This is a genomic window from Novosphingobium rosa NBRC 15208 (assembly GCF_001598555.1).
Classification (GTDB): Bacteria; Pseudomonadota; Alphaproteobacteria; order Sphingomonadales; family Sphingomonadaceae; genus Novosphingobium; species Novosphingobium rosa.
Map to the genome: position 1 here is coordinate 1 of NZ_BCZE01000090.1, position 26,322 is coordinate 26,322.

The 26,322-nt window shown below is 64.9% G+C and carries 25 protein-coding genes; 13 read left to right on the forward strand and 12 right to left on the reverse strand.

Annotation, left to right across the window (positions count from 1 at the left end; all coding sequences use genetic code 11):
- From SR3_RS25995 to SR3_RS26015, 5 genes are all read left to right on the forward strand, one after another.
- The coding region (locus SR3_RS25995) for an N-succinylarginine dihydrolase (RefSeq protein WP_174549197.1) at positions 1-587 on the forward strand (587 nt) is incomplete at its 5' end.
- Positions 587-1,522 (forward strand): arginine N-succinyltransferase, encoded by a 936-nt coding sequence (locus tag SR3_RS26000; protein WP_068092810.1) that lies wholly within the window; start codon positions 587-589, stop codon positions 1,520-1,522. The genes SR3_RS25995 and SR3_RS26000, both read left to right, overlap by 1 nt.
- Positions 1,519-2,721: an aspartate aminotransferase family protein gene (locus SR3_RS26005; protein WP_218018889.1), complete on the forward strand. Its 1,203-nt coding sequence runs from the start codon at positions 1,519-1,521 to the stop codon at positions 2,719-2,721. Before SR3_RS26000 ends, SR3_RS26005 begins: the two co-directional genes overlap by 4 nt.
- A gap of 30 nt (positions 2,722-2,751) precedes the next feature.
- On the forward strand, positions 2,752-4,170 hold the full coding sequence (gene astD, locus SR3_RS26010) for a succinylglutamate-semialdehyde dehydrogenase (protein ID WP_068092811.1): 1,419 nt from the start codon (positions 2,752-2,754) through the stop codon (positions 4,168-4,170).
- Complete coding sequence (locus tag SR3_RS26015; RefSeq protein ID WP_068092814.1) at positions 4,167-5,369, forward strand: hydrolase; 1,203 nt, start codon at positions 4,167-4,169, stop codon at positions 5,367-5,369. The genes astD and SR3_RS26015 overlap by 4 nt, the downstream gene beginning before the upstream one ends.
- A gap of 97 nt (positions 5,370-5,466) precedes the next feature.
- On the opposite strand, the gene SR3_RS26020 is transcribed toward SR3_RS26015, so the two are convergent.
- Both SR3_RS26020 and SR3_RS26025 read right to left on the reverse strand, forming a co-directional pair.
- Complete coding sequence (locus SR3_RS26020; RefSeq protein WP_068092818.1) at positions 5,467-6,705, reverse strand: VOC family protein; 1,239 nt, start codon at positions 6,703-6,705, stop codon at positions 5,467-5,469.
- Positions 6,706-6,828: 123 nt separating this feature from the next.
- Positions 6,829-7,257, reverse strand: a complete 429-nt coding sequence (locus SR3_RS26025; RefSeq protein ID WP_157099122.1) for an NUDIX hydrolase — start codon at positions 7,255-7,257, stop codon at positions 6,829-6,831.
- Between the two features lie 135 nt (positions 7,258-7,392).
- Between SR3_RS26025 and SR3_RS26030 the strand changes: the two genes are divergently transcribed.
- Positions 7,393-8,088 (forward strand): MgtC/SapB family protein, encoded by a 696-nt coding sequence (locus SR3_RS26030; RefSeq protein ID WP_068092823.1) that lies wholly within the window; start codon positions 7,393-7,395, stop codon positions 8,086-8,088.
- Positions 8,089-8,090: 2 nt separating this feature from the next.
- Here SR3_RS26030 and SR3_RS26035 read toward each other — a convergent pair whose 3' ends face one another.
- Together SR3_RS26035 and SR3_RS26040 are read right to left on the reverse strand one after the other, a co-directional pair.
- Complete coding sequence (locus SR3_RS26035; RefSeq protein WP_068092825.1) at positions 8,091-8,654, reverse strand: YceI family protein; 564 nt, start codon at positions 8,652-8,654, stop codon at positions 8,091-8,093.
- Positions 8,655-8,685: 31 nt separating this feature from the next.
- Positions 8,686-9,246 (reverse strand): cytochrome b, encoded by a 561-nt coding sequence (locus SR3_RS26040; RefSeq protein WP_068092827.1) that lies wholly within the window; start codon positions 9,244-9,246, stop codon positions 8,686-8,688.
- A gap of 355 nt (positions 9,247-9,601) precedes the next feature.
- Here SR3_RS26040 and SR3_RS26045 point away from each other — a divergent pair, with 355 nt between their 5' ends.
- Positions 9,602-9,781, forward strand: a complete 180-nt coding sequence (locus SR3_RS26045; RefSeq protein ID WP_157099123.1) for a hypothetical protein — start codon at positions 9,602-9,604, stop codon at positions 9,779-9,781.
- 16 nt (positions 9,782-9,797) lie between these two features.
- Here SR3_RS26045 and SR3_RS26050 read toward each other — a convergent pair whose 3' ends face one another.
- The gene (locus tag SR3_RS26050) at positions 9,798-10,259 is read right to left on the reverse strand and encodes a hypothetical protein (RefSeq protein WP_068092835.1); all 462 of its coding nucleotides are present in this window, start codon (positions 10,257-10,259) and stop codon (positions 9,798-9,800) included.
- A 164-nt stretch (positions 10,260-10,423) separates the two neighbouring features.
- Between SR3_RS26050 and SR3_RS26055 the strand changes: the two genes are divergently transcribed.
- The gene (locus SR3_RS26055) at positions 10,424-11,191 is read left to right on the forward strand and encodes a hypothetical protein (RefSeq protein WP_157099124.1); all 768 of its coding nucleotides are present in this window, start codon (positions 10,424-10,426) and stop codon (positions 11,189-11,191) included.
- A 134-nt stretch (positions 11,192-11,325) separates the two neighbouring features.
- Here the strand turns inward: SR3_RS26055 and SR3_RS32270 are convergent, their stop codons facing one another.
- Positions 11,326-12,354 (reverse strand): MucR family transcriptional regulator, encoded by a 1,029-nt coding sequence (locus SR3_RS32270; protein WP_157099125.1) that lies wholly within the window; start codon positions 12,352-12,354, stop codon positions 11,326-11,328.
- A gap of 359 nt (positions 12,355-12,713) precedes the next feature.
- Here SR3_RS32270 and SR3_RS26065 point away from each other — a divergent pair, with 359 nt between their 5' ends.
- The 5 genes from SR3_RS26065 (at position 12,714) to SR3_RS26085 (ending at position 17,984) form a co-directional block, all read left to right on the forward strand.
- The gene (locus tag SR3_RS26065; protein ID WP_245654107.1) at positions 12,714-13,184 is read left to right on the forward strand and encodes an ArsR/SmtB family transcription factor; all 471 of its coding nucleotides are present in this window, start codon (positions 12,714-12,716) and stop codon (positions 13,182-13,184) included.
- Entirely contained in the window at positions 13,171-13,647 is a 477-nt protein-coding gene (locus SR3_RS26070) for an SRPBCC domain-containing protein (protein ID WP_068092841.1), read from the forward strand. Before SR3_RS26065 ends, SR3_RS26070 begins: the two co-directional genes overlap by 14 nt.
- Positions 13,648-13,834: 187 nt before the next feature.
- A complete protein-coding gene (locus SR3_RS26075; protein WP_068092846.1) occupies positions 13,835-14,200 on the forward strand; it encodes a hypothetical protein in 366 nt (121 codons plus the stop codon).
- Positions 14,197-17,028 (forward strand): response regulator, encoded by a 2,832-nt coding sequence (locus tag SR3_RS26080; RefSeq protein ID WP_068092849.1) that lies wholly within the window; start codon positions 14,197-14,199, stop codon positions 17,026-17,028. The genes SR3_RS26075 and SR3_RS26080 overlap by 4 nt, the downstream gene beginning before the upstream one ends.
- Positions 17,025-17,984 (forward strand): diguanylate cyclase, encoded by a 960-nt coding sequence (locus SR3_RS26085; RefSeq protein ID WP_068092851.1) that lies wholly within the window; start codon positions 17,025-17,027, stop codon positions 17,982-17,984. Before SR3_RS26080 ends, SR3_RS26085 begins: the two co-directional genes overlap by 4 nt.
- A gap of 6 nt (positions 17,985-17,990) precedes the next feature.
- Here SR3_RS26085 and SR3_RS26090 read toward each other — a convergent pair whose 3' ends face one another.
- The 6 genes from SR3_RS26090 to SR3_RS26115 all read right to left on the reverse strand — a co-directional run bounded on the left by SR3_RS26090 (position 17,991) and on the right by SR3_RS26115 (position 26,255).
- A complete protein-coding gene (locus SR3_RS26090) occupies positions 17,991-18,704 on the reverse strand; it encodes an SDR family NAD(P)-dependent oxidoreductase (protein ID WP_068092855.1) in 714 nt (237 codons plus the stop codon).
- The gene (gene yaaA / locus SR3_RS26095; protein ID WP_068092871.1) at positions 18,701-19,462 is read right to left on the reverse strand and encodes a peroxide stress protein YaaA; all 762 of its coding nucleotides are present in this window, start codon (positions 19,460-19,462) and stop codon (positions 18,701-18,703) included. The genes SR3_RS26090 and yaaA overlap by 4 nt, the downstream gene beginning before the upstream one ends.
- Positions 19,463-19,538: 76 nt before the next feature.
- Positions 19,539-20,921 (reverse strand): sulfatase family protein, encoded by a 1,383-nt coding sequence (locus SR3_RS26100; RefSeq protein ID WP_245654108.1) that lies wholly within the window; start codon positions 20,919-20,921, stop codon positions 19,539-19,541.
- A 4-nt stretch (positions 20,922-20,925) separates the two neighbouring features.
- The gene (locus tag SR3_RS26105) at positions 20,926-22,662 is read right to left on the reverse strand and encodes an arylsulfatase (RefSeq protein ID WP_068092856.1); all 1,737 of its coding nucleotides are present in this window, start codon (positions 22,660-22,662) and stop codon (positions 20,926-20,928) included.
- Positions 22,663-22,729: 67 nt separating this feature from the next.
- On the reverse strand, positions 22,730-25,024 hold the full coding sequence (locus SR3_RS26110) for a TonB-dependent receptor (protein ID WP_068092859.1): 2,295 nt from the start codon (positions 25,022-25,024) through the stop codon (positions 22,730-22,732).
- Positions 25,025-25,199: 175 nt separating this feature from the next.
- Positions 25,200-26,255 carry a LacI family DNA-binding transcriptional regulator gene (locus SR3_RS26115; RefSeq protein WP_068092862.1) on the reverse strand — a complete coding sequence of 352 codons (1,056 nt, stop codon included), beginning with the start codon at positions 26,253-26,255 and terminating at the stop codon, positions 25,200-25,202.
- Between the last annotated feature and the right edge of the window lie 67 nt (positions 26,256-26,322).

Here is a 26,322-nt window from a genome sequence, read left to right on the forward strand (position 1 = left end):
CGGGCGCCTTCCACAATGATGTGGTGGCCGTGGCCAATGAGACTGTCCTCTTCACCCACGAACAGGCCTTCGCCGAGCGCGATGCGCTTTACGCCGCCATCCACCAGCGCCTGCCGCAAGCGCAGATCATCGAGGTGCCCGCCGCCCGCGTCTCGCTGGCCGATGCGATCCGCTCCTATCTCTTCAACTCGCAGCTGATAACGCTGCCGGAGGGCGGCATGCTGCTCCTGCTCCCCGGCGAAGCGCGCGAAGTGCCTTCCGTCACCGCCTGGCTGGATGAGCTGATCGCCAGCAACGGCCCGATCCGCCGCACGCAATTCATGACTCTGCGCGAATCCATGCGCAACGGCGGCGGCCCGGCCTGCCTGCGCCTGCGCGTGGCGCTGGACGAAGCCGACATCGCCACCCTCGACCAACGCTTCCTGCTCACCGCTGCGAAAGCCGATGCGCTCGCCGATCTGATCACCCGCCACTGGCCCGAACACATCGCCCCCGAAGACATCGGCAACCCCGATCTGTGGCAGCAATGCTGGACCGCCCGCGCCGCCCTGCTTACCCTGCTGGGCTTCGCCAAGGAGGCATTGTGATGACCGCCCCGAACCCCGGCCAGCCCTTCATCCGCATGGCCCGCATGGCGGATCTGGACGCCCTGCTCGCCCTGGCCGCGCTGTCGGGCGGCGGCATGACCAACCTGCCCAATGACCGCGCCGCCCTGCAGGAACGCCTCGCCTGGAGCGAGGACTCGCTCGAAGCGCAGATCACCGCTCCGCAGGATGAATTCTACATGCTGGCGCTGGAAGACGGCGCGGGCACACTCATCGGCACCGCCAGCATCTTCTCGCGCATCGGCGTGCGCTGGCCCTTCTACAGCTACAAGAGCGCGCGCGTCACTCATGCCTCGCGCGGGCTGGGCCGCAGCTTTTCCACCAATGTGCTGCATCTGGTGAACGACTTCGACGGCGCCACCGAGATCGCCGGGCTGTTCCTCCACCCCGACGCCCGCCGCGACCACATGGGCGCGATGCTGGCGCGCAGCCGCTACCTCTTCATCGCCCAGCACCGCGAGCGCTTCGGCGATCAGGTGGTGGCCGAAATCCGCGGCTGGATGGAGGGCGAAACCAGCCCCTTCTGGGACGCGGTGGCCGGCCCCTTCTTCGGCGGTGGCGTGCTGGAGGCGGACCTGTTCAACGCCATGCACGGCAACCAGTTCATCGCCGATCTGATGCCGCGCTATCCCATCTACACCTCGATGCTGCCCGCCGCCGCGCGCGAGGTGATCGGCCGCCCGCATGAGAAATCCCTGCCCGCCTATCGCCTGCTGATGGGTGAGGATTTCCTCGACGACGGCTATTGCGACATTTTCGACGCGGGCCCCACCGTCCACGCCCGCACCGACCATATCGCCACCATCCGCGACTGCGCGGTGGTGGATGAAACAACCCCGACCCGCACCAGCAAGGGCCTGATCGCCACAGGCCGCCTGAGCGACTTCCGCCTGTGGAGAGAGGAACAAGCAGCATGATCGACACCAAAAGCAAGCCGCAGGAACTGATGGGCGTCTACAACCGCGCGCCACTGGAAGCCGATCATGGCAAGGGCGTCTGGCTCTATGGCCGTGATGGTCGCGCCTATCTCGATTGCGTTTCGGGCGTGGCCACCAACAGCCTTGGCCATTGCGCGCCGGTGCTGGTGGAAGCGTTGACGCAGCAGGCCGAAAAGCTCTGGCATGTCTCCAACATCTTCCGCATCCCGCAGCAGGAGGTGCTGGCCCACAAGCTGGTCGAAGCCTCCTTCGCCGACACCGTCTTCTTCGCCAATTCAGGCACGGAAGCGGTGGAATGCGCGCTGAAAACCGCGCGCCGCTATCACCATGCCATGGGCGCGCCCGAAAGGATCGACATCATCGGCTTTGCCGGTTCCTTTCATGGCCGCACCTATGGGGCCATCAACGCCTCGGGCAACCCCTCCTATCTGGAGGGCTTCGGGCCCCGCCTGCCCGGCTATGTCCAGCTCTCGCTTGATGACCAGCCCGCCATCGAGGCCGCCCTGCGCGCGCCCACCGCCGCCGCCGTCATCGTCGAGCCCGTGCAGGGCGAAGGCGGCGCCCGCGCGCTCGATGCCGCATGGCTGCGCTGGATCCGCGCGCTCTGCGACGAGACGGGCACGCTGCTGATTTACGACGAGGTGCAATGCGGCATGGGCCGCACCGGCCGCCTCTTCGCACATCAATGGGCGGAGGGCGCCGCGCCGGACATCATGGCCATCGCCAAGGCGCTGGGCGGCGGTTTTCCCGTCGGCGCCTGCCTCGCCACGGAAAAGGCCGCGCAGGGCATGACGGTGGCTGTGCATGGCACCACCTTCGGCGGCAATCCGCTGGCCATGGCCGTGGCGAATGCAGCTTTCGATGCCATCGCCAGCGAAGAGATGCTGGCCCATGTGCGCAGCATCTCGCAGCAGATGTTCGCCGGGCTAAGGGAGATCGCCGCGCGCTATCCCGATCAGGTGGTGGATGTGCGCGGCAAAGGGCTGCTGATCGGCATCAAGCTGATCCCCAACAACCGCGCCATGATGGCCACGGCGCGCGAACATGGCCTGCTGGTGGCGGGCGGCGGCGAGAATTGCATCCGCCTGCTGCCCCCGCTCAACATCACCGGCGAGGAAGTGGCCGAGGCGCTGATCCGGCTGGAGGCAGCTCTTGCGGCGACCCGCGCCGCCGGTTGACAGCGTAAACCCGAAGGCGAGAATGACCCCATGATCCTGCAATCGACCAACCCCGCCAATGGCGCCCTTATCTGGGAAGGCAAGGTGGATGGGCCCGAACAGTGCCAGCAGGCGCTGGAGCGCGCCCGCGCCGCAGCCCCGCTCTGGGCGCGCACGCCGCTGGAGGAGAAGCTGGCCGTCGCCCGCCGTTTTGCCGCTTTGCTGAAGGAAGGGCTGGAAGATTTCGCCCAACTGATCGCCCGGGAAACCGGCAAGCAGCTGTGGGACAGCCGGGGCGAGGTCAACGCCATGATCGGCAAGGTGGAGATATCCATCGCCGCTCAGGCCGAACGCGCCGGTTCGCGCGAGCAGGCGATGCCCTTTGGCCGCTCGGTGCTGAGGCATCGCCCGCATGGGGTGATGGCGGTGCTGGGGCCCTATAACTTTCCCGGCCATCTGCCCAACGGCCATATCGTTCCGGCGCTGATCGCCGGCAATGTGGTGGTGTTCAAGCCTTCGGAGGAAACGCCGGCGGTGGGCGACCGGATGGCCGAACTGTGGGCTGAAGCCGGCCTGCCCGATGGCGTTTTCCAGATCGTGCAGGGCGGACGGGAAACCGGCGCAGCCCTGGTCGCGGGCGATATCGATGGCTTGCTCTTCACCGGATCGGCGCAAGCAGGGCGGGTGTTCCGCCGTGCCTTTGCCGACCGTCCGCATGTCATTCTGGCGCTGGAGCTTGGCGGCAACAATCCGCTGATCGCATGGCCAGAAAACGGGGAAGGTGGGGAGCCTGAAGCTGTGGCTTCATTGGTCAGCCATTCGGCCTTTATCACCACCGGCCAGCGCTGCTCTTGCGCGCGCCGCCTGATCCTGCCCTCCGGCGCTGCGGGCGACCGCCTGCTGGAGGCGGTGCTGGCTCAGGCCGCTGCTCTGCCCGTGAGCGCATGGGACGAAGATGAAGGCTTTATGGGCCCGCTGATCTCGGCCCCCGCCGCCGCCAAGGCGCGCAAAGCCGTAGCCGCGCTGACCGCATCCGGCGCCAAGCTGCTGCTGCCTGCCGCCGCGCCACGAGGGGACGACAGCGCCTTCATGGGCGCCGCCGTGCTGGACGTGACCGGTCTTTCCGCCCCTGACGAGGAAATCTTCGCGCCGGTGCTTCAGGTGACCCGCGTCGATTGCTTTGACGCCGCCATCGCCGCCGCCAACAACACCAGCTTCGGCCTGTCCGCGGGGCTGATCACGCAGGATGCGGCGCTTTGGGAACGCTTCGCCTCGGAGATCCGCGCGGGCGTGGTCAACTGGAACCGCCCCACCACGGGGGCTGCCTCGGCCATGCCTTTTGGCGGGTTGGGAGACTCGGGCAATCACCGCCCCAGCGCCGCCTATGCCGCCGACTACTGCGCCTTCCCCGCCGCCAGCTTTGAAGCTCCGCGGATCGAAAACCTGCCCATCCCCGGGCTCAAGCCATGACCGAAAGCCTCAGCAGCGCCGAACAGGCCGTGGTGGAACAGGCCATGGCCGCGCCGATGCTCGATCAGGTGGAGCGCTGGGCGGCCATCAACAGCGGCAGTCGCAATCTGGCGGGGCTCGCCGCGATGGCCGGGCAACTGGCGCAGGCCTTTGCGCCCCTTCCAGGCCAGATCGAACTGCTTGCCCCTGAACCGGTGACGCGGATCGATGCCCAGGGGCAGGAATGCGCGGTCACCCATGGCAGCAACCTCCTGCTGACGGTGCGTCCGCAAGCCCCGATCCAGCTGCTGCTGACCGGCCATATGGACACCGTCTTCGAGATCGACCACCCCTTCCAGACCTGTCAATGGCTGAGCCCCGACGTGCTCAACGGCCCCGGCGTGGCCGATATGAAGGGCGGTATTGCAGTGATGCTGGCCGCGTTGAAAGCCTTCGAAGCATCGCCGGATCGCGACAGGATCGGCTATCAGGTGGTGCTGAACAGCGATGAGGAGGTCGGCTCGCCCGGCTCGGCGGCTTTGCTGCGTCGCGCGGCGGCGGGCAAGCTGGCGGCTTTCACCTATGAGCCCTCCGCTCTGCCCGACGGTACGCTGGCCGGCGCGCGGCCCGGCAGCGGGAATTTCTCGATCATCGTGAAAGGGCGCAGCGCGCATGCCGGGCGCAATCCGCAGGATGGGCGCAATGCGGTGATCGCCGCCGCCGATCTGGCGTTGCGGCTGAGCGCTCTGGTGCGGCCCGGTCTTTCGGTCAACTGCGCGAAAATCGAGGGTGGCGGGCCCAACAATGTGGTGCCCGATCATGCCGTGCTGCGCGTCAACATCCGCCCGCTGACGCCCGAGGATCAGCGTTTTGCCGAGCAGGCGCTGGACCGGCTGATCGCGGAGGTCGCCACGGCTCATGACCTGCATATCCATCGCCATGGCAGCTTTGCGCGCCCGCCCAAGCCCATCGATGCGCCGGGCCAGAGGCTGCTCGAACTGGTGCGCGCTTGCGGACGCCTGCTGGGTCAGGAGATCGGCTGGAAGGACACGGGCGGCGTGTGCGACGGGAACAACATCGCGGCTTGCGGCGTGCCGGTGGTCGATTCGATGGGGGTGCGGGGCGGCTCGATCCATTCCGCCGAGGAATATCTGATCGCCGAAAGTCTGGGCGAACGCGCCGCGCTCAGCGCGCTGCTGTTGTGTCGCCTGGCGCGCTGACGCGAAGCCAAGGCGCGACTATCGGGCGCAACGTAGACAATAAAGGGATTGCAAAGGGTGATGACCCTTTGCCCGCCGGAGGCAAACCGCCTGACCGTCAACCCTCAGCCATCGCCGCATAAAGCGCGAATGGATCGAGAACCGTGCGCCCCAGCGCCGCCTCAAACTCCGCCTGAGAGCTTTGCCCGCCATAGGTCTCACGCTGCTCATTGCCCAGATTGGACTGGAAGATGCCTGCCGCGCTCACGGGCAGGAAATCCTCATAGGTCAGCGGTTCCAGCATATCTCCCATGCGGCGCACATAGATCAGCCCCTCGCTCGCCAGCGTTTCCAGATCGTCCGGAAAGGCGATGAAGGCCTGCGCCAATCGCTCCGTATAGGGCTGCGCCGCATCGCCTGCGGAGGCCTGCGCCAGCAGAGCATCATACAGCGCCCGCCCCTTGGGGGTCAGGGCAGCGCCGCGCTGCTCGATCTCGCCGAAGCGGGCGGTGTGCTGGCCGGGGGCGCCGGCATCTCCGGCGAAGCGCACGCTTTCGCTCAGCGCCTTGAAGCTGGTCTGGCGCAGCAGGATGGGGATGGCGCGGCGCGGGGGCCCCTCGATCGAGTCCTTGATCTCCAGACCCTGCGCCCGCATCGCTTCCTGCGCGGCATCGATATCCAGCGTGCGCGGGGTGAGGTGGTTGATATGAGGCCCCCGAAAGGCCACGATATCGGCCACCAGGCGATGGCTGGCGACCAGCCTTTCATAGGTTTCGCGGTCAACCAGCATCTCTTCGTGCCAGCGGAAGGTTTCCAGCAGCGCGGCGACGAAGGCATCGGCATCCGCCTCGTCCAGCCCGCCTTGCGTTTCGTGGCGCTCGATCAGCGTCACGGCTTCGGGGCGGAAGATGCGGCGGGCGTCCAGAATTGCCGACGCTTCAGCGCGCAGGGCCGGATCGGCGATCAGTTCCAGCCGCAGCAGCGAGCAGAAGACGCGGAACGGATTGCGCGCCAGCGCCGCTTCCTCCACCGGGCGAAAGGCGGTGGAATGCACCGGCACGCCGGCCGGCGCCAGATCGTAATAACCCACCGGCGCCATGCCCATCACCGCGAAGGCCCGGCCCATCATCGCCAGCTCTGCCGCCGTGCCGACGCGGATCGCGCCATGCCGCTCGATCTCCACCCGCGCGGGGGTTGGCGCGGCGGTGACGGCCCCGGCATTGACCCGCGCCACAATGTCCAGAAGATCGGCATAGAGCGGCACTTCGGCGCGATACATGGCCGAGAGCGCCGCGCAAAAGCGCGTGCGGATCTCGCTGGCGTCGACACAGTTTTTCGACAGGGCGGTGGTCGTCATCGGGGCGTCCTCTATGCGGCAGATCCTCTTTCGGGCTGCTGTAGCGTGATGCCCCAGAAAGAGGCCCTTTTCAAACGCCGCGTGCCTGAAAACCACGGCTTTCAGGCGGCATGCTCGAAGCGATCAGACCACCGGCGCCATAATCGCGGCGAACGCCTTCAGCGCCTTGCGCAGATGCGGCGCCCTGACCATCTCGACCGCTTTGGCAAGGCTGACCCAGCGGCGCTGGCGCTGAAACATCTCGGGCCAGATCAGGACGAGGTCTTGCACCTCCAGCGCGAAAATCTGCATGTGCTCGCGCGTTTCGCCCCCCGCCGCAGGCAGATCGCATCGCGCAACCAGCGCCTGATCGAGCAGGCCGCGCGCCCCGGATTCCTCGTAAACCTCTTCCTGCGCGGAGATGGCGGCGCTCTTGCCCGGTTTCACCTTGCCCTTGGGGATGATCCAGTTCGCCTTCCCGCGCGAGGTCACCAGCAGGATCTCCAATCCGCCGGCCTCCGTTCTGCGGTAAGGTATCGCCGCGCATTGCATGGCCAGTCCCTGACTCTCCAAACCCTGTTTCCTTGTCCTTATAAGACCGCATTATCGGATGCGTTCCCGTGAACCGCAAGCCGCCTGAACCGTTTCTTGCACGCGTGCAAGACGGAGCAATGGGGCAAATGCTCCGCCGGTTTCAGGAGTGAAGGCATGATCGGCGATTGGGATATTGCGGCGCGTCTGGCCGCCGCCGCGCTCTTCGGCAGCCTGATCGGCTTCGAACGCGAACGGCTGCTGTGGGCGGCGGGCGTGCGCACTCATATGCTGGTCAGCGTGGGCTCCTGCCTGCTGATCATCGTTTCGGCCTATGGTTTTCAGCATGCGCTGCAGATGGACCATGTGGTGCTCGATCCTTCGCGGATCGCGGCACAGGTGGTCAGCGGCATCGGCTTTCTGGGGGCCGGCTCGATCATGATGCGCGGCAATTCGGTGCGCGGCCTGACCACCGCCGCCAGCGTGTGGAGCGTGGCCGCCATCGGCCTTGCGGCGGGCGGCGGGCTGTATTTCGCGGCGGGGCTGACGACGGCGCTGATCCTATTGATCCTGGTGGGCGTCAAGCCGCTGGAGAACGCCTATCGCGCCCGCGTGCAGAGCGCCGCCCTGGTGATCCACGCCGAAACCAACGTGCTGGGGGTGGAGGATGTGAAGCGCATCCTTGGCGTGCGCGGCGGGCAGATCAAGCGGCTGGTGACCACGCCCGATGGCGAGGATGTGGCCAAAACGACGGTGCATCTGGTCCGTGTTTCCCGGCGCGACATCCGCGCCGGCGTGGCGCGGATGAAGGAGGAGCCGGGCGTGCATGGCGTGGAGATCAAGCCCGCCAAACCCCGCGACGAGCTGGCCTGAGCTTATGGATGCGTCGCGTTGATGGTCACGTTGATCTGCACATTGGCGGCGACCATCTCGGCGCCCTTCCACTGGCCCTGGCCTACGCCGAACAGCCCGCGGTTGATCGTCAGGCTGCCCTGCATCTGGGCGCTCTTGCCCGTGATCTTCAGCGTGAAGGGCAGCACCACCGGGCGGCGCACGCCACGGATGGTGAGGTCACCGATGGCCTGATAACGCCCGCCGCCCAGATCCTTGAAACTGGTGGCGGTGAAGGTCGCGCGGGGGAAGGCGGCGGTGTTGAACCAGTCGGCGGTGGGCAGGCTCTGGTCGCGGGTGGCCTCGCCGGTAACGGCGCTGCCCATCTCGATGGTGGCGGAGACGCGGGACTGGTTCAGCGCCTTGGGATCGAAGGCGATCTGCGCGTCCCAGCGGCGGAACTCGCCCTTCACGCCCTGATTGTTGACCGCCACGCCAAAGCCAAGATGCGATGCAGCCTTGTTGACGCTCCAGACCGGGGCTCCGGCATAAGCGGGGGCGCTGATGGTGGCGCCGAGGGCCAGAGCGGCGGAGAGAGTGTTGCGCATGAGGGGTGTCCTTGACGTTTGAAAGAAAGGATCAGGCGGCGCGCCCGAAGCGCGGCAGCATGCGGGAGAGAACCTTGTCCCGCGCAATGATCTGATGCTTGAGCGCCGCGCCAACATGCAGCGCCACCAGCCCCGCCGTGCCGAAAGCCAGCGCCTTATGCGTGCCCTCGGACAGGTGGTTGAGCTGCATGCGGGCCTCCATCGGCCAGTCATGCACCGGCAGATGCGGCCACGGCACCATGTGGAACAGCAGGGTGGGTAGGTTGAAGGCGCTGGTCGACACCAGCAGCCAGCCTGTCAGCGGCATGCCGATCATGATGGCATAGAGCAGCCAGTGAACCGAGGATGCCGCCAGCTTCTCCCACGGTTTCATCGTTTCGGGATAGGGCGGCGCTTTATGCATTGCGCGCCACAGCAGCCGTAACATGCTCAGCAGCAGCACCAGAATGCCGATGCTTTTGTGCAGTTGAAATTTCTCGAATTGGGCCAGCCCCTCAAGCGTCTGCATCCACCAGCCCAGCGCCAGATTGGTGAGGATCAGCGCGGCGATCAGCCAGTGCAACAGTATGGCGACAACGGAATAGCGGGGCATGGAATGTCCTTGAAGGGCAGGCGTCAGGGCGCGCCCTCACCACGCGAGGCGGCGTCGGCTGGCCATGGTGGGAAGCGGGGGTGGTGTTCTTGAGGCCTTGGTAGACGGGCGCAACGGCGCATGGAATTGGCGAAATATTGCTTCCCGCTATGCGATTTCGCATAAGGCGTAGGAAGTGAGCCTCCGGCGGGCAAAGGGTCATCACCCTTTGCAATCCCTTTATTGGCCAGAGCGCGCCGAGTCATCGGGCGTGGTTTCAAAAGGTTGAGGTGCGGTTGTCATGCCTGCGGCGGGCACGCAGGGGAACCTTCCCTGCGCCAGCCCTTTCCATCATGACATGGGAAAGGACAGCATCATGGCACAGCATCGACGCGCCGGGGTTCAAGACCCGCTGGACAAGGTCGAAAACGTCATGCGCATCTCCGGCGAAGCCGACGAGCGTGACAACCCCGGCCACGAGCGCGAAGCAGGCGAGGACGGCATCGGCCACTCACCCGCCGGCGCGCCCCGGCTGAGCAAGCCCCGGGATAAATAGGCGCAAAGGCCGCGCGCTATCCCTTCAGGCAAGCGTTCAATTTTGCCGCGACCGGATTCCAGATGGCGGCGTCGCTGGAGGGATAGAGCAGTTCGAACGTCAGATCGCGATCCTTGTTCAGCATCCGGCGCTTGTAAAAAGTGCCCGCCCGACCCGCGCCGGACAGCACATACCAGCCCGGCTTCGCCACCTGATAGGTGATGCGATAGCCTTGCCCGGTGAAGCGCTTCACATCCTCGGCTCGCGCCTGAGGGACGGTTGCCTCCAGCGCATTGTAGCTGCTCCAGACCCGCAGAACAGCGCCATGAGCGCCGGTGAATTCGCGCCCATCGCCATTGTCCGCCTCGCGCTGGGGATGCAGCAGATCGGCGGGATAGCAGACCGTATAGCCGAAGCGAGCATTCACGTAGCTGCGCCAGTCATGGCTGCTCTGCGCGGCAGCCGGAACCGCCGCCGTGGCCAGCAGCGATGCTGTCATCAAGCCTCGAAACATGACGTGCTCCGCTTTCTCTTGAACATAAGGATCGATATCGGCAGCTTGTGCCGCCTCTCCTTGGCATGGTCAATGCCGAATGAGACAAACATCATTCTGCATCTTAAAGACAATTTGCCCAGAACCATCCTCTTCCCAAGCTGTACTTGATGCCCGACATGTGCTGCATAGGGCGCCGGCAAAACAGACTTGTCGCTCCCCGGGACAGGTCTGCCCCCCGATTTGCTGAAGGACCAGTTTTTATGAAGATTCTCAAGGGCGTGCTGCTGTCGATGCTGGCCGCCAATGTTGCCGCGGCACAGCCGGTCTCCGCGGTCAGCCCCGACAATTTCACCACCGATCCGCTGTTCCAGCACTACATCAGTGACCATTATCAGATGAGCCGCGCCATGCAGGATTCCATGGGCAGGATGATGACCGACAGCATCCCGGCCGAGGTCAAGACCGCCGCCCCCGCCCTGCCCGGGTGTATCGATGAAATGCGCAAGGCGCTGGGCGACAACGCTTTCATTGTCCCGCTGATGAGCAAGCTGCGCAATCTCAACGCCGAAGAGCGCGGCAAACTCGCCGCTTTGACGCAGTTTTTGCATACGCCGGAGGGGAGCCGTCTGATCGCCCTCAACCATCAAGCCATGGCCGTGGCGGACAAGCCCGACGCCAATGGCATGCCGCAATCCGTCAGCGGTCGTGACAGCAAGCTGGGGGAGATGAAGACCTTGCTGGAAAGTCAGCCGCAGCCCAACACATTGCAGAACACCGTTTATAACCTCAACATCTATATGGAAGAGGTTGCCGAGGCGTTCAGCAGTGAAGGCGGCATCCAGGAAGCGCAGAAGAAAGTCTTCGCCTCCCCGGCCTGCACTGCCTTGCAGCAACAGCTGGATGCCTATGACAAGGCGCATCCCCGCAAAAAGTAAGCGTCTTGTCAAACCCAAGGGATGTTCGATCTGACGACGGATCGTCAACGAAGCACCACCGGGGTGAAGCTCTTGTGAAAACGCCGCCCGTTCCAAAAGGAGCGGGCGGCGTCATCGTCACGAAAGGCTAAAGATCAGCCCTCTGCGGGCGTTGCCGCTGCAGGAGCCGAAGCAGCCGGAGCCGCAGCAGGAGTGCTCTTCTTTGCAGGGCTGCGCTTGGCGGCAGCGGGCTTGGCCTCCCCGGCAACGGCGGGCTTGGCCTCCGTCTTGGGCTTGGCGGCAGCCTTCGCTTTGGGTTCAGCCTTCGCCTTGGGCGCGGCAGCCGCCTTGGACGCTGCCTTCGGCTCCGCTTTTGCCTTTGGCTCCGCCTTTGCCTTGGGTTCGGCCTTGGCCTTGGGCTCGGCCTTGGCTGCCGGCTTCGCCTTGGCGGGGGCCGTCACTGCGGCAACCGCAACCTCGGCCTTGGGATCGCGCGCCATGCGACGCGGCTTGGCGGCGGCAGCAGCAGCCTTGGGCGCGGCGGCGGATTTGGGAGCAGCAGCAGGCTTCGCTTCGACAGCGGGCGCCTTGGCGGCGGGCGTCGCCGCGGCCGCGGTCACGGGCTTGGCCGCAGTCTCAGCCTTGGGAGCTTCAGCCTTGGGCTTCGCAGCAACCTGCTTCGACTTGGCGGCGGCAGGCGCCTTCACGGCCTTTGCAGCAGCAGCCTTGGGCGCAGCCGGCGCCTTGGCAGCGGCGGGCGCGCCTTCGGGACGCTTGCGGCCCAGACCCAGCTTCTGGGCGATGTCGCGGCGCTGCGCTGCGTAATCGGCGGCAACCATCGGATAATCCGGCTTCAGGCCATAACGTTCACGGTATTCGGCGGGCGTCAGGCCGTGCAGCGCAAGATGACGCTTGAGCGTCTTGTACTTCTTGCCGTCGATCAGGCTGACAAGATGGTCATGCTTCACCGAAGCGCGCGGCGACACGGCCGGCTCATAGGTCACGACTTCGGCGTCGGGCGCCTTGTTCGTGTTCAGATCGGTGATCGCCGCATGCATCTCCTTCAGGAACGACGGCACATCCTGCGCACCGGGGTTCACATTGGGGTTCTGCAGCCATGCAATGGTGATCTCACCGGCCAGTTCGATCAGGCTTGCGACGTTGTCGGTATTGTTATCGGCCATGATTGTCCCTCTTCTCGTCAGGGAACGGAGAACTACGCTCATGGTTCCCTTTCGTCAAATAGTGTTGAAGACGGCGGCGTGTTAAAAGATCTTTTTCCTGGCGATGTGCCGGTTTGAGACGAGGCGGATCGGCATGCGAACCCGGGGCATTCACGTGCCACGGCCCGGCCCGGAAAGCATCGCGATCGCGCCGGAAGCATATTCGGTTTTCTTCGGATCGGCACCGTTCGCGCCGAAAGGATCATCGCCAATATGGCCTGCGATGCCTGTCCGCACCGCCCCATCGACAATAGAAGGTGCACCACAATCTGCATCAGTATGAAGATCTACATCGCCTCTATTGTTGAAAGACTGGACGCATGTGGCGCCCCCGATCGCATGTCGATACCGGCCCCGTCTTCGAGAAAGACAGCTTCAACCCACAGCGGGAATCCCTCTTGCGAATCATGGTTTCCTGCATCATACTGAACTCAATGGTTCAGTATGATGCAGCCCGCCTCGACGCCTCTTTTTCCGCGCTGTCGGACGCGACCCGGCGCGGCGTTCTGGAGCAGCTGGGGCAGACCGAAGCATCGGTCTCCATGCTTGCCGAACGCTTCGAGATGACCCTGACCGGCATGAAAAAGCACATCGCCGTCCTTGAACAGGCGGGGCTGGTGCTGACCGAAAAGCGTGGGCGGGTGCGCATGTGCAAGCTGGGCGACTGCGCCCTGGAGGCCGAAGCGGCATGGCTGCGACAGCATCGCGACATATGGGAAGCACGTTTCGCGGCGCTGGACGCAGTGGTCGAAGAGTTGAAGCGCAAGGAGAGACAAGATGAGCCCGAATGACAAGATAGTGGTTGAACGAAAATCCGATCACGAACTGACGGTGACGCGGATCGTCAACGGACCTGCGCGCCTCGTCTACGAGGCATGGGCCAATCCCGAACTGTTCCGCCGCTGGTGGGCCCCGGCCTCCTTCGGCGTGACGATCATTTCCTATGAGGCCGATGTGCGCAGCGGCGGCACCTATCGTCTGGTGATGGGGCATGCTTCCTCGGACAAACCCATGGCCTTCTTCGGGCGCTACATCGACGTCGTGCCGGGCGAACGCATCGTCTGGACCAATGACGAAGGCGAGGAGGAAGGCGCTGTCACCACCGTCACCTTCGAAGACAAGGGCGAGCAGACGCTGGTTGTAGTGCGCGATCTCTACCCCTCGAAGGAGGCACTCGACGAGGCGATCGCTTCGGGCAGCACCAGCGGCTGGGGCGAACAGCTGGAGCAGCTGGAAAAGCTGGTGCAGGCCTGACGCACGGGGCCGGTTGCGCAGGGCGGCACCATTCGCCCGCCCTGCGCGGCAAGCCACGCCAGATCCCCCTCCGACAAAGCGGGAGGGGCTGTGTTAACGAAAAAAGAAGCGGTCCACGGATAGAACTCCTCTGAAAAGAGGATGAAGAGCTATGGCAACACGCTGTTCATCACAGCGTAGAGATCATGTGACTCCACCGGCGGATGCCCCAACGCGGCGTCGGCAGGGATCGTTCCTTCACGATTTTTTCCCGGCAGCGCTGCTGCTTGTCATCGGACTGACGGCCCTGCTGGGCGCCTCTCTTTCCGGCGACGGGCGGAGCGGCCAGTATCTCGTGATCGGTGCGCCGTGGTCGGGCCATGGCCGGATGATCGATGTCATCCGCCACGCGGATGGCGGGCTGGCCGGGGTGGGCGGCTTCGGGAACATCGCCATCGCCAGCTCGCAGCGCAGCGATTTTGCCGCGCGGGCAAGGCGGGCCGGGGCCTGGCTGGCCCTGCCAAGTCCTCGCATCGCGGGCTGTTTCGGTCTCCAGTCGGAAGCGCATCCATGAACCTCGAACTTGACAGCCTGCGCCGCCATTTCGGGCGCCTTCTTCTCGCGCTGCTGTGGGCGCATGTGCCCTTGCTGGGTCTGGTGGCCTGGGTGATGGGGCGTTCGCCGGTGTTTCCCATGCTGGCCGGAGCGGTGCTGGCCGGGGCCTATCACCTGATCTGGCTGCAGCGCGGGATCGCGCCGGCCACGCGTTACCTCTCCGCCGTCGCGCTTGTGGGCGAGCCCGCGCTGCTGCTCTTTCTGCTGCGGGGCCACCCGTGGCAGATGGACATGCATATGTATTTCTTCGCCATGCTGGCCCTGACCATCGCCTGGTTCGACCGCGCGGCCATCCTTGTCGCGGCGGCGGCCACGGCGCTGCATCACCTGCTGCTGCTCTATCTGCTGCCCTATGCGGTCTTCCCCGGCGAGGGCAATCTGGAGCGCGTGCTGCTGCATGCCGCCATCGTCGCCTTCCAGACCGCCGTGCTGGTCTGGCTGAGCAACATGGTGGTGGAAAGCTTCGAGCGCATCGGCCGCATGAGCGCCGAAATCTCCGACAAGAACGAGGCGCTGGAACTGCGCACCCATGAGGCCGAGGAGGCCAACCGCTCCAAGAGCATGTTCCTGGCCAATATGAGCCATGAGATCCGCACGCCGATGAATGCCATTCTCGGCTTTTGCCATCTCTTTCAGCGGCTGGATCTGGATGCCAGACAGCGCGATTACATCACCAAGATCAATGGCGCGGGCGTGTCATTGCTGCGGTTGATCAACGATATTCTCGACTTTTCGAAAAATGAGGCCGGAAAGCTGACGCTCGAAAGCCACGCCTTCGATCTGCGCACCGCCATCGACAACCAGCTGCATCTGGTGGCCGAAAATGCCGCAACCAAAGGTGTGGCGATCCACCATTCCGTCGACGAGGCTATCCCCGCGCAGCTGCTGGGGGATGAGTTGCGTTTCAATCAGGTGCTGCTCAACCTGCTGAGCAATGCGGTGAAATTCACGCAGGCGGGTCAGGTGACGGTGTCCGCCCATCTGCTGGCCCGCGACGAGCAGGAGGCTCGGATCGAGGTTTCGGTGCGGGACACCGGCATTGGCCTGACGCCGCAGCAGCAGGCCTCGCTGTTCAACGTCTTCACGCAGGCCGACAGTTCCACCACGCGCAAATTCGGCGGCACCGGGCTGGGTCTGGCGATCAGCAAGCAGATCGTCGAGCTGATGGGCGGCCAGATCCGCGTCGAAAGCGAGCCCGGCGTGGGCAGCACCTTCAGCTTTCAGGTCGCCATGGCGCTGGCGCAGACCGAGCATGCCTCGGCGCTGCAACCGCCTCCGGCTTTGCGCGATCTGCGCGTGCTGGTGGCCGATGACAATGCCGCCGCCCGCCAGATCGTGGGCGAGATTTTCCGCGATTGGGGCATGGCGGTCGATCTGGTCGCCTCGGGCGCGGAGGCGATCAGCGCCATCGAGATGACGCTTCCGTCCGGCAAGCCCTATGACCTGCTGCTGCTCGACTGGAAGATGCCCGGCATGGACGGCATCGAAACCATCGAGGCGATGCGCCGCATCCCCGGCCTGCCCCGGCTGCCCGTTACGCTGATCGTCACCGCCTATGGCAATGATGTCTTCATGGCGGAGCTGGGCAAGGCGGAGGTCTCCGCCTTCCTCACCAAGCCGGTGGACGCGCGGGCGATGCTCGACACGATCACCAATCTGTTTGTCGATGCGAGACCGGGCCGGGACGAGGCGGCGCCGCAAGCTGGCGGCGTGCCCATGGTCCTGCCCGCCTTGCGCGGCCTGCGCGTGCTGCTGGTGGAGGACAATGAGATCAACCGCGAGATCGCCCAGGAACTGCTCACCGACGCCGGATTGCTTTTCGACATCGCCGAAAACGGCCGGATCGCCTGTGATCTGGTCGACGCGCGCGGCGCAGCCTATGCCGCGATCCTGATGGATGTGCAGATGCCCGAAATGGACGGCATCGAGGCCACCACCATCATCCGCCGCAGCCATGCCGCCGATGCCCTGCCGATCATCGCCATGACCGCCCATGCCTATGAGGAAGAGCGCCAGCGCTGCTTTGCCGCAGGCATGAACGACCATATCGCCAAGCCGATTTCGCCCCCGGTGCTGGTGCGCACGCTTGATCGCTGGCTGAAAGCGGAGCGCGGAGCCGCGGCGCCGGTGGTGGCGGCAAGTGAGCCTGCGCCCAAGCCCGACAGCCTTCTGCCCGATCACCTGCCGCCCTTCGGGCTGGAGGCGGCGCTCGGTCGCGTCAACGGCAAGGCGGCTTTGCTGCGCAAGCTGATCCTCTCCTTCGCCGACAGCTATGCCCATGCCGGGCAAAGCCTGAGGGATCTGCTCGCAACCGACCATGCCGAGGCGCGGCGTTTCGCCCATACGCTGAAAGGCGTGTCCGGCTCGCTCGAACTGCCCGAGGTGCAGGCCATCGCGGCGGAGATCGATCGCCGGATCGCATCCGAAGACCTGGCCGGGATCGACGGCAGGATCGCCGATCTCGAAGGACGACTGGCCCCCGCCATCGCGGCGGCGCTCAGCCTGAAAGGCGGGCCGCAGGTGGGGCAAGAGAGCCCCGGCCCGGCGCTGGCGGACCCTGCCGAAATCTCCGCCGCCAGCGCAAGGCTGCGTGACCAGATCCAGCGCCGCAGCCTCAAGGCGCGCGCCGGCTTCGATGCGCTGGCGCAGACGATGGGCCTGTCCGCCGAGGCCTGCGCCCAGCATCCCATTCGCAAGGCGCTCGAAAGGCTGAATTACGATCAGGCACTGGCGCTGCTCGACGAAGAGCATCCGTCCATCCTTCCCGAGATCAGAGAAGCATCATGAACAACAGCATCACGGGCAGAGCCTCAATCCTGATCGTGGACGATGAAGTCTCCAACATCGAGATCATCAATGCGATCCTTGAGGATGATTACGAAATCTCCTTCGCCACTTCGGGGCAAGAGGCGCTTGAGACCGCGCGCACGATCCTGCCCGATCTGATCCTGCTCGATGTGCTGATGCCCGGCATGGACGGGTTCGAAGTGTGCCGCCAGCTGAAGGCCGAAGCGCTGCTGGCCGATGTGCCCGTGATCTTCACCACCGGCCTTGGCGATACGGCGGACGAGGTGCGCGGGCTGACTTTGGGCGCCATCGATTATGTCACCAAGCCAGTCGAACCGGTTATCCTGCGCGCGCGGGTCGGCAATCATGTGGAATTGAAGCGTTTGCGTGACAAGATGGCGGAAATGGCCGTCACCGATGCGCTGACCGGCCTTTCCAACCGGCGCGGCATGGAAAAGACATTGACCACCGAAACCGCCCGTCTTGCCCGCAAGGGGGAGTGGCTGTCGGTCATCATGCTCGACATCGATTTCTTCAAGCTGTTCAACGACAATTACGGCCATCCGGCGGGCGACCGCTGCATCGCCATGATCGCCTCGGCGCTGAACCGCGCGGTCAAGCGCGCGGCGGATGTTTCGGCGCGCTATGGCGGCGAGGAATTCGCCTGCATCCTGCCGGGTGCCGATGCTGAGGCGGCGATGTTCGTGGCCCAGGAAATCCTGCTTCAGGTGCAGACGCTCAACATTCCGCACGCCCATTCGCTGATCAGCAACCGGGTGACGGTCAGCGTGGGCGTGGCCTCGGCGCGCTGCGGGGCAGGCCTGACCCCCGACCTGTGGATCAACCATGCCGACAGCCAATTGTACCAGAGCAAGCATGGCGGGCGAAACCAGATCAGCGCCCATATCTTCGGCAGCGCGGTGGCTGAGGCCGTCAGCCAGCTGAAGGATGCCTGACCGCTCTCAGAAGGGGATTTCCACCCCCTCGAAATCGAAGAACTTGCCGCTGTCCTGCGGTTTCAGCTCCTCGATCACATCGAGCAATTGCAGCGCCGCGCGCTCGGCATCGAACAGCTTGCCCGCCGCCACATTGGCCTGAAAAGGCCGCGACAGCGCCGTATCCACCGTGCCGGGATGCAGCGCGACGACAATCGAACGGTCATTGCGCCGCTGCTCTTCGATGGCCAGAGTGCGCATCAACATGTTGAGCGCCGCTTTCGAGACGCGATAGCCATGCCAGCCCCCCAGCCGATTGTCGGTGATGGAGCCGATCCGGGCGGACAAAGCGGCAAAGATGCTGCGCCCCGCCCTGGGCATCAGCGGCATGAAATGCTTGGCCACCAGCGCCGGGCCGATGGCATTGACGGCCAACACCTTGCCCAGCCACGCCGGATCGAGATCGCGCAAAGCCTTTTCCGGACCATGTCCGCTGTTATCCTGCCCGCCCTCATGCAGCAGCCCTGTCGCCACGATCACCAGCGAAGGCGGCGGCCCCTTGGCGACATGCGCGGCGGCGGCGGCAATGCTGCCCTCATCGAGCAGATCGAGATGCTGCGCGCCGCTGCGCGAACGGGCGAAACCATGGACGGTCGCAAAAGCGCCTTCCTCGATCAGCGCCGCCTCAAAGGCCCCGCCGATCCCGCCCGAGGCGCCGATGATGACGGCAGAAGCTTTCATACGCGGGTGAAGCGCCAGCGGTCGGGCTCGCTTTCGGCGGCGTCGAAGCGGTAGCCGTCGGTATCGAAGCCGCGCATGGCGTCGATGTCGGTGATGTGATGCTCGCACATCCAGCGCGCCATCATGCCGCGCGCGCGCTTGGCGTGAAAGCTGACGAAACGCGGGCCATCGGGGCCTGCCTCGCGGAAGTCCACCTCGATCACGCGCAGGCCGGGCAGCTGGCCGGAGACGGCGGCGAAATACTCCTGGCTGGCAAGGTTCAGCACCACGCCCGAGCCCTCTTCCGCCACCTGGCTCCTCAGCCATGTGGCGATGCGGTCGCCCCACCAGTCGGTCAGCTTCTTGAGGCCCGTTTCCTTGGGCGCCCAGCGCGTGCCCATCTCCAGCCGGTAGGGCCGGATGGCGTCGAGCGGGCGCAGCAGGCCATAAAGGCCCGAGAGCATCCGCACATGGTTCTGCGCAAAGGCCACGCCAGCCTCATCGAGCGTCTGCACCTCGAAGCCGGTGTAGACATCGCCCGCGAAGGCGAACAGCGCCTGTCGCTCGGGCTGATCGGCAAAGCCGTTGAAACGCTCGACATTCAGCTGGGCCAGCTTGGGCGAGATATGCATCAGCTTGCCCAACTGCTCGGCGGTGAGATCGGCAGCCGACCGCGCGAGGCCCAAGGCCTCTTTGGCGAAATGCGGCGTGGAAACCTCAAGCGGCGGCAACTTGCGCTCGAAATCGAGCGTCTTGGCGGGGGAGAGCAGGGCAATCATCGCCAGCGCGTTAGCGAGGGCGGCGGGCAGCGTCAAATCGTCAGGAACCGGCGGCGCTGCCCGCTGATGGCCGGGCTCAGGATTGCAGCTTCACCATGGGCTGGAAGATGGCCTTGGCGCGCTCGAAACGCTCACGCATGTCCTTCAGCACATCCGGGTGCAGGGCGACAAGATTGTAGCTTTCACCGATGTCGTTCTGGACATCGTACAGCTCGTCATAGCCGAACAGCGGATAGGGCATGAGGCGGATGTATTTCCACTTTTGCGTGCGGATGCCGACCACCTCGGGCCCCTGAAACAGCACGACCTCGCGATCCAGCGCCGTGCCGTTCTGCAAGGTGGCGGTGATATCGATGCCGTCCAGCGTCACCCCCGCAGGCGGGGCCACCCCGGCCAGCTTGCAGAAGGTGGGCAACAGATCGATGCCCGAACAGAGCGCATCGTAGCGCGCCCCGGCATGAATCCAGCCCGGGCGCCAGGCGATCATCGGCACGCGATAACCGCCATCATAGGCCGCGCCGCCCTTGCGATCGCGCAGCGGCGTCACGTTGCCCCAATACCATGGCCCATTGTCCGAGGTGAAGAGCACCAGCGTGTCCTTCTCCAGCCCCAGCCGCTGCACGGTGTCGAGCAGCTTGCCGACGATGGCATCGATCTCCTCGACCGTATCGGCATAGGGGCCCAACTTGCTGCGCCCCTTGAAATCCTTCGAGGGGATTTCCGGCAGATGCGGCGTGGTGAGTGCCAGCTCCAGATAGAAGGGGCGATCCTTGTTGCTCTCGATAAAGCCCGCCGCCTGATCGTAGAGCTTCTCCTCAAGCGAGGAGGTGTAGTTGGCCACATCGTCCACGCCCGGCTTGACCTTGAGCGCGCCGGGATAGGCGAAATCGACCGGTTCCTGCTTGACCTCGGCCACGCCAGCATGCGCGTCGAAGATGGCCAGCGGCACCATATCGTGGCTGTAGGGGATGCCGTAAAAGCGGTCGAAACCGTAATGCGTCGGTGGCCAATAGTCGCCCGTATGGCCCAGATGCCATTTGCCGAACAGCGCCGAGGCATAGCCCGCCGGCTTGAGCGCCTGGGCAATCGTCACTTCGGAACGCGGCAGACCGCGCTTTTCGGCAGCCTGAATCACCGCCCGGGCCAGACCGGTGCGCACCGGATAGCGCCCCGTCAAGAGGCCCGCGCGCGATGGCGTGCAGAGGTTGGCCGGCGCGTAATAGCTGCTCAGCACGGTGCCTTCGCGCGCCATGCGGTCCAGATTAGGGGTGCGCACCCGCGTGTTGCCAAAGGGGCCGGTGTCACCATAGCCCAGATCGTCGCAGAGGATGACGATGAAATTGGGCTTTTGGCGCGGACGCGTCACCGCCGCCAGTCCCTCGGTGGAGATCATCAGCGCCATGCCCGCCGCGCCGCCCAGCAGGCTGCGGCGGGACAGGTCCATCCCTTTCATCGCCATGATCTCAGTCCCCCTGAATGCTGACGGGCGCGCGGTCGAACAGGTCGCGCGGGCCGCAGCTGAAGGCCACCGGCTGAGGCAGCGGCCTGCCGACATGGCGCTGCCATTCGCTGTCCCACAGCGCCTTCAGCCTCGCGACCTGCGCCGGATAGCGGGCGGCAAGATCGGTATGTTCCGAGAAATCCTGCTCCAGATTGAACAGCTGCCACTTGTCCTGCGCATAGGGCGTGCCGCAGTCATGCATGGCGATCGCGCGCCACGGGCCGTCGGTGATCGCGCGGTTGCCGCGCAGCTCGAAATATTGCGTCTGCCGCCCCGGCGCTTGTGGCTGGCGCAGCACCGACAGGAACGAGCGCCCCGCCACCGGAATCTGCGCCACGCCATCGACACTGGCGTCGAAGCTGGTCCCGGCCGCCTCCAGCAGCGTGGGCGCGATATCCACCACATCGACGAACTGACGGCGGATCGCCCCCGCATCGGGCACATGGCCGGCGGGCCAATGCATGATCATCGGCGTGCGCGTGCCGCCCGAATAGGGCCACAGCTTGTAGCGCCGCAGCGGCGTGGTGCCCGCATAGGCCCAGGGGCGGGGATATTCGGCCTGCGTCTTGCCGGTGCCGATCTCGTCGATGCGGGCGCGCTGCTGGGCCGGGGTCAGCGTGTTGGGCTTGTAGAGCCCGTCGAACTCACCCTTCTGCCCCGCTTCGGAGGCCGCGCCATTGTCGGTCAGCAGCACGATCAGCGTGTTGTCCATCTGCCCGGTCTTGCGCAGCGCCTCCAGCACGCGGCCGATCTGACGGTCGCAATGTTCGATGAAACCGGCATAGACCGCCATATAGCGCGCGAAGACCGCCTTCTCGTCATCGTTCAGGCTGGACCATGCGCGATCGCGCTCGGCACGGGGGGGCAGCAGCGTGTTCTGCGGGATGATGCCCATCTTCTTCATCCGGGCGAAGCGCTCCTCGCGGATGGCATCCCAGCCCTTGGCATAGATCGCGTCATAGGGCTTGGAAAATTCGCGCGGCACCTGCAGCGGGGCATGCGCCGTGCCGAAAGCGAGGTTCATGTAGAAGGGTTGCCCCTTCCCCTGATGATGCGCGATCAGATCCACGGCATGATCGGCCAGATCGGCCGAGAGGTGATACCCCTCGGGGAAATCGCGCTTCACATAATCATTGCCCTGCACGATCTCGGGGCGGTACTGATCGGTCCAGCCGCGCGGGAAGCCGTAGAAGCTGTCGAAACCGCGCTGCAGCGGCCAGTGATCGCGCGGCGTGCCCGCGCCCAGCTCGGCCATGGGGATCAGGTGCCACTTGCCCACCGCCCATGTGGCATAGCCGTGGCGTTTGAGCGCCTGAGCCAGGGTCTGCGCATTGTCGGGGATGCGGAACAGCTGGGCCGCGGCCGGATCCTTGCCCATCACCCCGGTCAGGTCCGGCACATCGGGCATGTTGACCGTATGGCTGTTGCGCCCGGTCAGCAGGGCCGCGCGGGTCGAGGCGCAGACCGCCTTGGTGTCGAAATGGGCGAAGCGCAGCCCGCCCCTGGCCAGGCTGTCAATGGCCGGGGTGCGGATTTCCGCGCCGAAGTAGCCGATGTCGGAATAGCCCATATCGTCCAGCACGATGGTGATGATGTTGGGCCGCTGCGCCGGGGCGGCACCCAGACGAACACCCATGGGGCACGCCAGCGCCGTGGCCGCCAGCAGGGATCGGGTGAAATGGCGACGGGACAGGTTCATCGCGGCATATCCATGAAAAAAGCCGGAAGGAGCAAGAGGGGCGCCCCTTCCGGCAGGGTGGAACAGATCAGAAGCGCACGCCCGCCTCGACACCCACGGTGCGGAAGGCATCGGTGGTGAGCAGCTGGGTGTAACCGGCGCCCGTCGCATTGGTGTCGAGATAGCCGGTGGCGATGCTGGTGGCGAAATGCTGGTTGGTGAGGTTCTTGGCCCAGACCGTCAGGCGATAGCGCTTGTCCCTGGTCTCCACCCCCAGCGATCCGTTGAGCAGGCCATAGCCGGTCTGCCGCGTCTTGGGATCGGCATAGCTGAACAGCACCGAGGAACGATAGGTGTAGCCCAGGCTGGCCTTGGCACGCAGATTGTCACCCAGATCGCGGCTGTAATCCGCCGCGAGGGTGAAGGCCCATTTCGGCGCATTGGTCAGCGCCTGACCCGACACATCCTGCATCGTGCCAGCACAGCCCAGCGCCGCCGTCTGCCCCGGATAGCAGCCGACCACCAGCCCCTCCACCTTGGTGTCGGTATAGGCGACATTGGCCGACAGGTTCAGCCCGGTGAGCGGATGCAGGATCGCCTCGATCTCGGCGCCGTTGCTGGTCAGCTTGCCCGCATTGGCCAGGGTGAAGGTGCTGAGGATCGAATTGAAGGTCTGCGCCTGGAAGTTGGCGAAGGTTTCGTGGAAGCCGGTGATGTTGAAGGTCAGCTTGCGGTCGAAGAGCTGGGTGCGCAGGCCCACTTCCAGATTGCGCGCGATTTCCGGCTTCAGGATCGCCTGCCCGGAATTGACCACCGAGGCGGAGAGATTGTTGAGCAGATTGATCGCGGGGCCTTTATAGCCGCGCGTATAGGTCAGGTAAGCCATCACATCGGGCGAAATCTTGTATTCCGCGCCCGCCTTGTAGCTGAAATCGGTATGGGCGAAATGCAGCGTGGGCGCCTGATAGGCCGGGCCACCCAGCCCGGTGGCCGGGCCGACCGCGCCTGCCAGAACGGCGCGGTTGAAATTGGCGTCGGCGCTTTCGGTGGTCAGGCGGAAGCCGCCGATCAGCGAAAGGGCATCGGTGGCATGGAAGGTCAGCTGACCGAAAGCCGCGCCATTGTTGTTCTTGATGTCACGGTCGATCTGGTTGCCGACATAGGCCCCGGGCGCCAGCACCTGATTGCCGGTGCCCTGAATTTGCGTGGTGGTGCGCAGATCCTGCCAGAAATAGAACAGGCCCAGCACATATTCCAGCCGCTGACGTGCCGGTGACGTCAGGCGCAACTCCTGCGTGAACTGCTTCTGATGCTGGCGGGCATTGTTGACGTTGTAGACATTGACCTGCACGCCATCGGTATCATTGTTGTCGTAATCGTCGAATTCACGCCATGCGGTGATCGAGGTCAGCGTCTGACCCAGCAGCTTGGTGTTGCCCTCCAGCGAGGCGCCGCCCGCCTTCTGATTGCCGAAGGGCAGGCCGTCCATGTTCACGAAGGTGTTGGTGGGGCCCAGCGGCTGGTTCGCGGTCAGCTGCGCGCGGGTCTGGCCGGTGTAATAGGTGGTGGTGGGCAGCACCGAGCGGATCGTCGAGACGCAGCAGCGGCGGTCGTTCTTCGAATAATCGCCGATGAGGTAGAAGGAGGTGTCGCCATCCAGATCCCACAGCAGCTTGCCACGCAGACCCCAGGTGTTGATGTTGTTGAGGTTCTTGCCATTCGCCAGATTGGTGATGACGCCATCGGCGGAACTGCGGAAGCCCGAAAGGCGCAGCGCCAGATGATCCTTCGCCAGCACCGCCGAGGCCGAGCCCTTCAGGCGGAAATCATTGTAGGAACCATAGCTGATCGAGGCGTCGAGCGCGTTCCGGCTCAGGCTGGGCCTTTCGGTGACGAGGTTGATCGCGCCCGCGCTGGCATTCTTGCCGAACAGCGTGCCCTGCGGCCCGCGCAGCACTTCCACGCGCTGAATGTCGCTGAAATCGAAGAAGGACGCCGCCGAGCGCCCGATCACCACGCCATCGATCACCGTCGAGACCGAGGGCTCCACGCCATCGGAGAAGTTGAGCGTGCCGATGCCGCGCACCGAAACGCCCTGCCCGCGCGTGTTGGCGCTGTTGGTGAAGTTCACCGAAGGGGCGATCTGGGCGAGTTGCTCGATGCCTGCCACGCGGTTGTTGGTCAGGGCGGCGGCGGACAGCACCGACACCGAAACCGGCACGTCCTGCAGATTTTGCTCGCGCTTTTGCGCGGTGACGATGATGTCGCCATTGGCATTGTCGGCGGCCTGAGGCTGAGCCCCCGCCTGCACCTGCCCGCCGCTTCCGGCCAGCATCGCGCCCAAAGACGCACACAGCCACAGACGGCCCTGAAACTTCCCCATATGTCCCCCTCCTGCGCCCGGCTTTGAGCCTGGGCCTTTGCTGTCTTCATCCGCATCAGCCGATGCGTTCTGAGTCGAGACAACCTTGTCTCAAATCCATGGAAGCGTCAAGCAAGCAGTAAAATTTCAAGTATATCGCTATTCTGGAACGATTTGATCCCGTCCGCAGGCCAGATCAGCCCGCCGGATCGGCCACCGACTGCCGCTGCTTGAGCTCGAAATCGATCTCGATCACGCGGCCGATCTCCTCCACGGGCTTGCCGAAACCGGCGATCAGCTCATCCGCCGCCATTCTTGCCATGCGGATGGTCGGCTGATGGACGGTGGTGATGCGTGGCCATGTCGTCTGCGAAATGAGCAGGCCGCCGAAACCCACGATCGACAGATCCTGAGGCACCGCCATCCCCAGTTCCATCGCCGCCGCCAGCACGCCCGCGGCCATTTCATCATTGGCGGCAAAGATCGCGGTCGGCCTTGGGTCGCGAGTGAGCAGGTCGCGCGCGCGGGCCAGGCCGGTCGCGAAGGTAAAATCACCGGGCACGACATCGACCCGGGCCGTCGGGATCTCCGCCGCCGCATCCAGCAGGCCCAGCTTGCGCGGCGTATGCGCCTGATGCTCCGGTGGGCCAGAAATATAACCGATATGGCGATGACCATGCCCAAGCAGCAGATCCCCGATCCGCTGCCCGGCGCTGTAATTGTCGATCACCATGCAGATGCCGCGGCCCAGCTGCGTTCCCGGGTTCATCCGCGCGAAATTGACGCCCGCCGCCTCCAGCGCATCAAGCATCCATGGCAGATCGCACAGCGGCGGCATCAGCACCAGCCCGTCGAAGCTGACATCGTCCATGCAGTTGGCGAGCCAGGCCAGCCCCGCCTCGGGATCGGAGGAATCGATGTTCTCCACCACCAGATGATAGCTCTTGGTCTGGCAGGCCTGCATCATGCCGGTCATCACGTCGGTGGTGTAGCTGGCCAGACGGTTGGTTTCGTCCAGCTGCTGGATATACTGCCCATAGGACACCAGCAGCCCCAGCACGAAGCTCTTGCCGCCGCGCAGCAATTGCGCCGCGCGGTTGGGCTTGAAATTGAGCGCCTCCATCGACGCCTCGACCTTGCGCCGATACTCCTCGCCCACCTTGGGATGGTTGTTGAGCACGCGCGACACGGTTTTGAACGAGACGCCGGCGTGTTGGGCAATGTCGATGATGGTCGGGCGAATCGGAGCCATTGTTTCAATCCAGTGGGGGCATGTGTATTGCGGTTGTCTGCCCGCTTGAACAGCCCCCGTGGAAGGC

Excerpts from the sequence above, each read along its gene's own strand:
- SR3_RS26000 (WP_068092810.1), top strand. The coding sequence starts at position 587 with ATGACCGCCCCGAACCCCGGCCAGCCCTTCATCCGCATGGCCCGCATG.
- SR3_RS26005 (WP_218018889.1), top strand. The coding sequence starts at position 1,519 with ATGATCGACACCAAAAGCAAGCCGCAGGAACTGATGGGCGTCTACAAC.
- astD (WP_068092811.1), top strand. The coding sequence starts at position 2,752 with ATGATCCTGCAATCGACCAACCCCGCCAATGGCGCCCTTATCTGGGAA.
- SR3_RS26015 (WP_068092814.1), top strand. The coding sequence starts at position 4,167 with ATGACCGAAAGCCTCAGCAGCGCCGAACAGGCCGTGGTGGAACAGGCC.
- SR3_RS26020 (WP_068092818.1), bottom strand. The coding sequence starts at position 6,705 with ATGACGACCACCGCCCTGTCGAAAAACTGTGTCGACGCCAGCGAGATC.
- SR3_RS26030 (WP_068092823.1), top strand. The coding sequence starts at position 7,393 with ATGATCGGCGATTGGGATATTGCGGCGCGTCTGGCCGCCGCCGCGCTC.
- SR3_RS26035 (WP_068092825.1), bottom strand. The coding sequence starts at position 8,654 with ATGCGCAACACTCTCTCCGCCGCTCTGGCCCTCGGCGCCACCATCAGC.
- SR3_RS26040 (WP_068092827.1), bottom strand. The coding sequence starts at position 9,246 with ATGCCCCGCTATTCCGTTGTCGCCATACTGTTGCACTGGCTGATCGCC.
- SR3_RS26045 (WP_157099123.1), top strand. The coding sequence starts at position 9,602 with ATGGCACAGCATCGACGCGCCGGGGTTCAAGACCCGCTGGACAAGGTC.
- SR3_RS26050 (WP_068092835.1), bottom strand. The coding sequence starts at position 10,259 with ATGACAGCATCGCTGCTGGCCACGGCGGCGGTTCCGGCTGCCGCGCAG.
- SR3_RS26055 (WP_157099124.1), top strand. The coding sequence starts at position 10,424 with ATGCCCGACATGTGCTGCATAGGGCGCCGGCAAAACAGACTTGTCGCT.
- SR3_RS32270 (WP_157099125.1), bottom strand. The coding sequence starts at position 12,354 with ATGGCCGATAACAATACCGACAACGTCGCAAGCCTGATCGAACTGGCC.
- SR3_RS26065 (WP_245654107.1), top strand. The coding sequence starts at position 12,714 with ATGTGGCGCCCCCGATCGCATGTCGATACCGGCCCCGTCTTCGAGAAA.
- SR3_RS26070 (WP_068092841.1), top strand. The coding sequence starts at position 13,171 with ATGAGCCCGAATGACAAGATAGTGGTTGAACGAAAATCCGATCACGAA.
- SR3_RS26080 (WP_068092849.1), top strand. The coding sequence starts at position 14,197 with ATGAACCTCGAACTTGACAGCCTGCGCCGCCATTTCGGGCGCCTTCTT.
- SR3_RS26085 (WP_068092851.1), top strand. The coding sequence starts at position 17,025 with ATGAACAACAGCATCACGGGCAGAGCCTCAATCCTGATCGTGGACGAT.
- SR3_RS26090 (WP_068092855.1), bottom strand. The coding sequence starts at position 18,704 with ATGAAAGCTTCTGCCGTCATCATCGGCGCCTCGGGCGGGATCGGCGGG.
- yaaA (WP_068092871.1), bottom strand. The coding sequence starts at position 19,462 with ATGATTGCCCTGCTCTCCCCCGCCAAGACGCTCGATTTCGAGCGCAAG.
- SR3_RS26100 (WP_245654108.1), bottom strand. The coding sequence starts at position 20,921 with ATGGCGATGAAAGGGATGGACCTGTCCCGCCGCAGCCTGCTGGGCGGC.
- SR3_RS26105 (WP_068092856.1), bottom strand. The coding sequence starts at position 22,662 with ATGAACCTGTCCCGTCGCCATTTCACCCGATCCCTGCTGGCGGCCACG.
- SR3_RS26110 (WP_068092859.1), bottom strand. The coding sequence starts at position 25,024 with ATGGGGAAGTTTCAGGGCCGTCTGTGGCTGTGTGCGTCTTTGGGCGCG.
- SR3_RS26115 (WP_068092862.1), bottom strand. The coding sequence starts at position 26,255 with ATGGCTCCGATTCGCCCGACCATCATCGACATTGCCCAACACGCCGGC.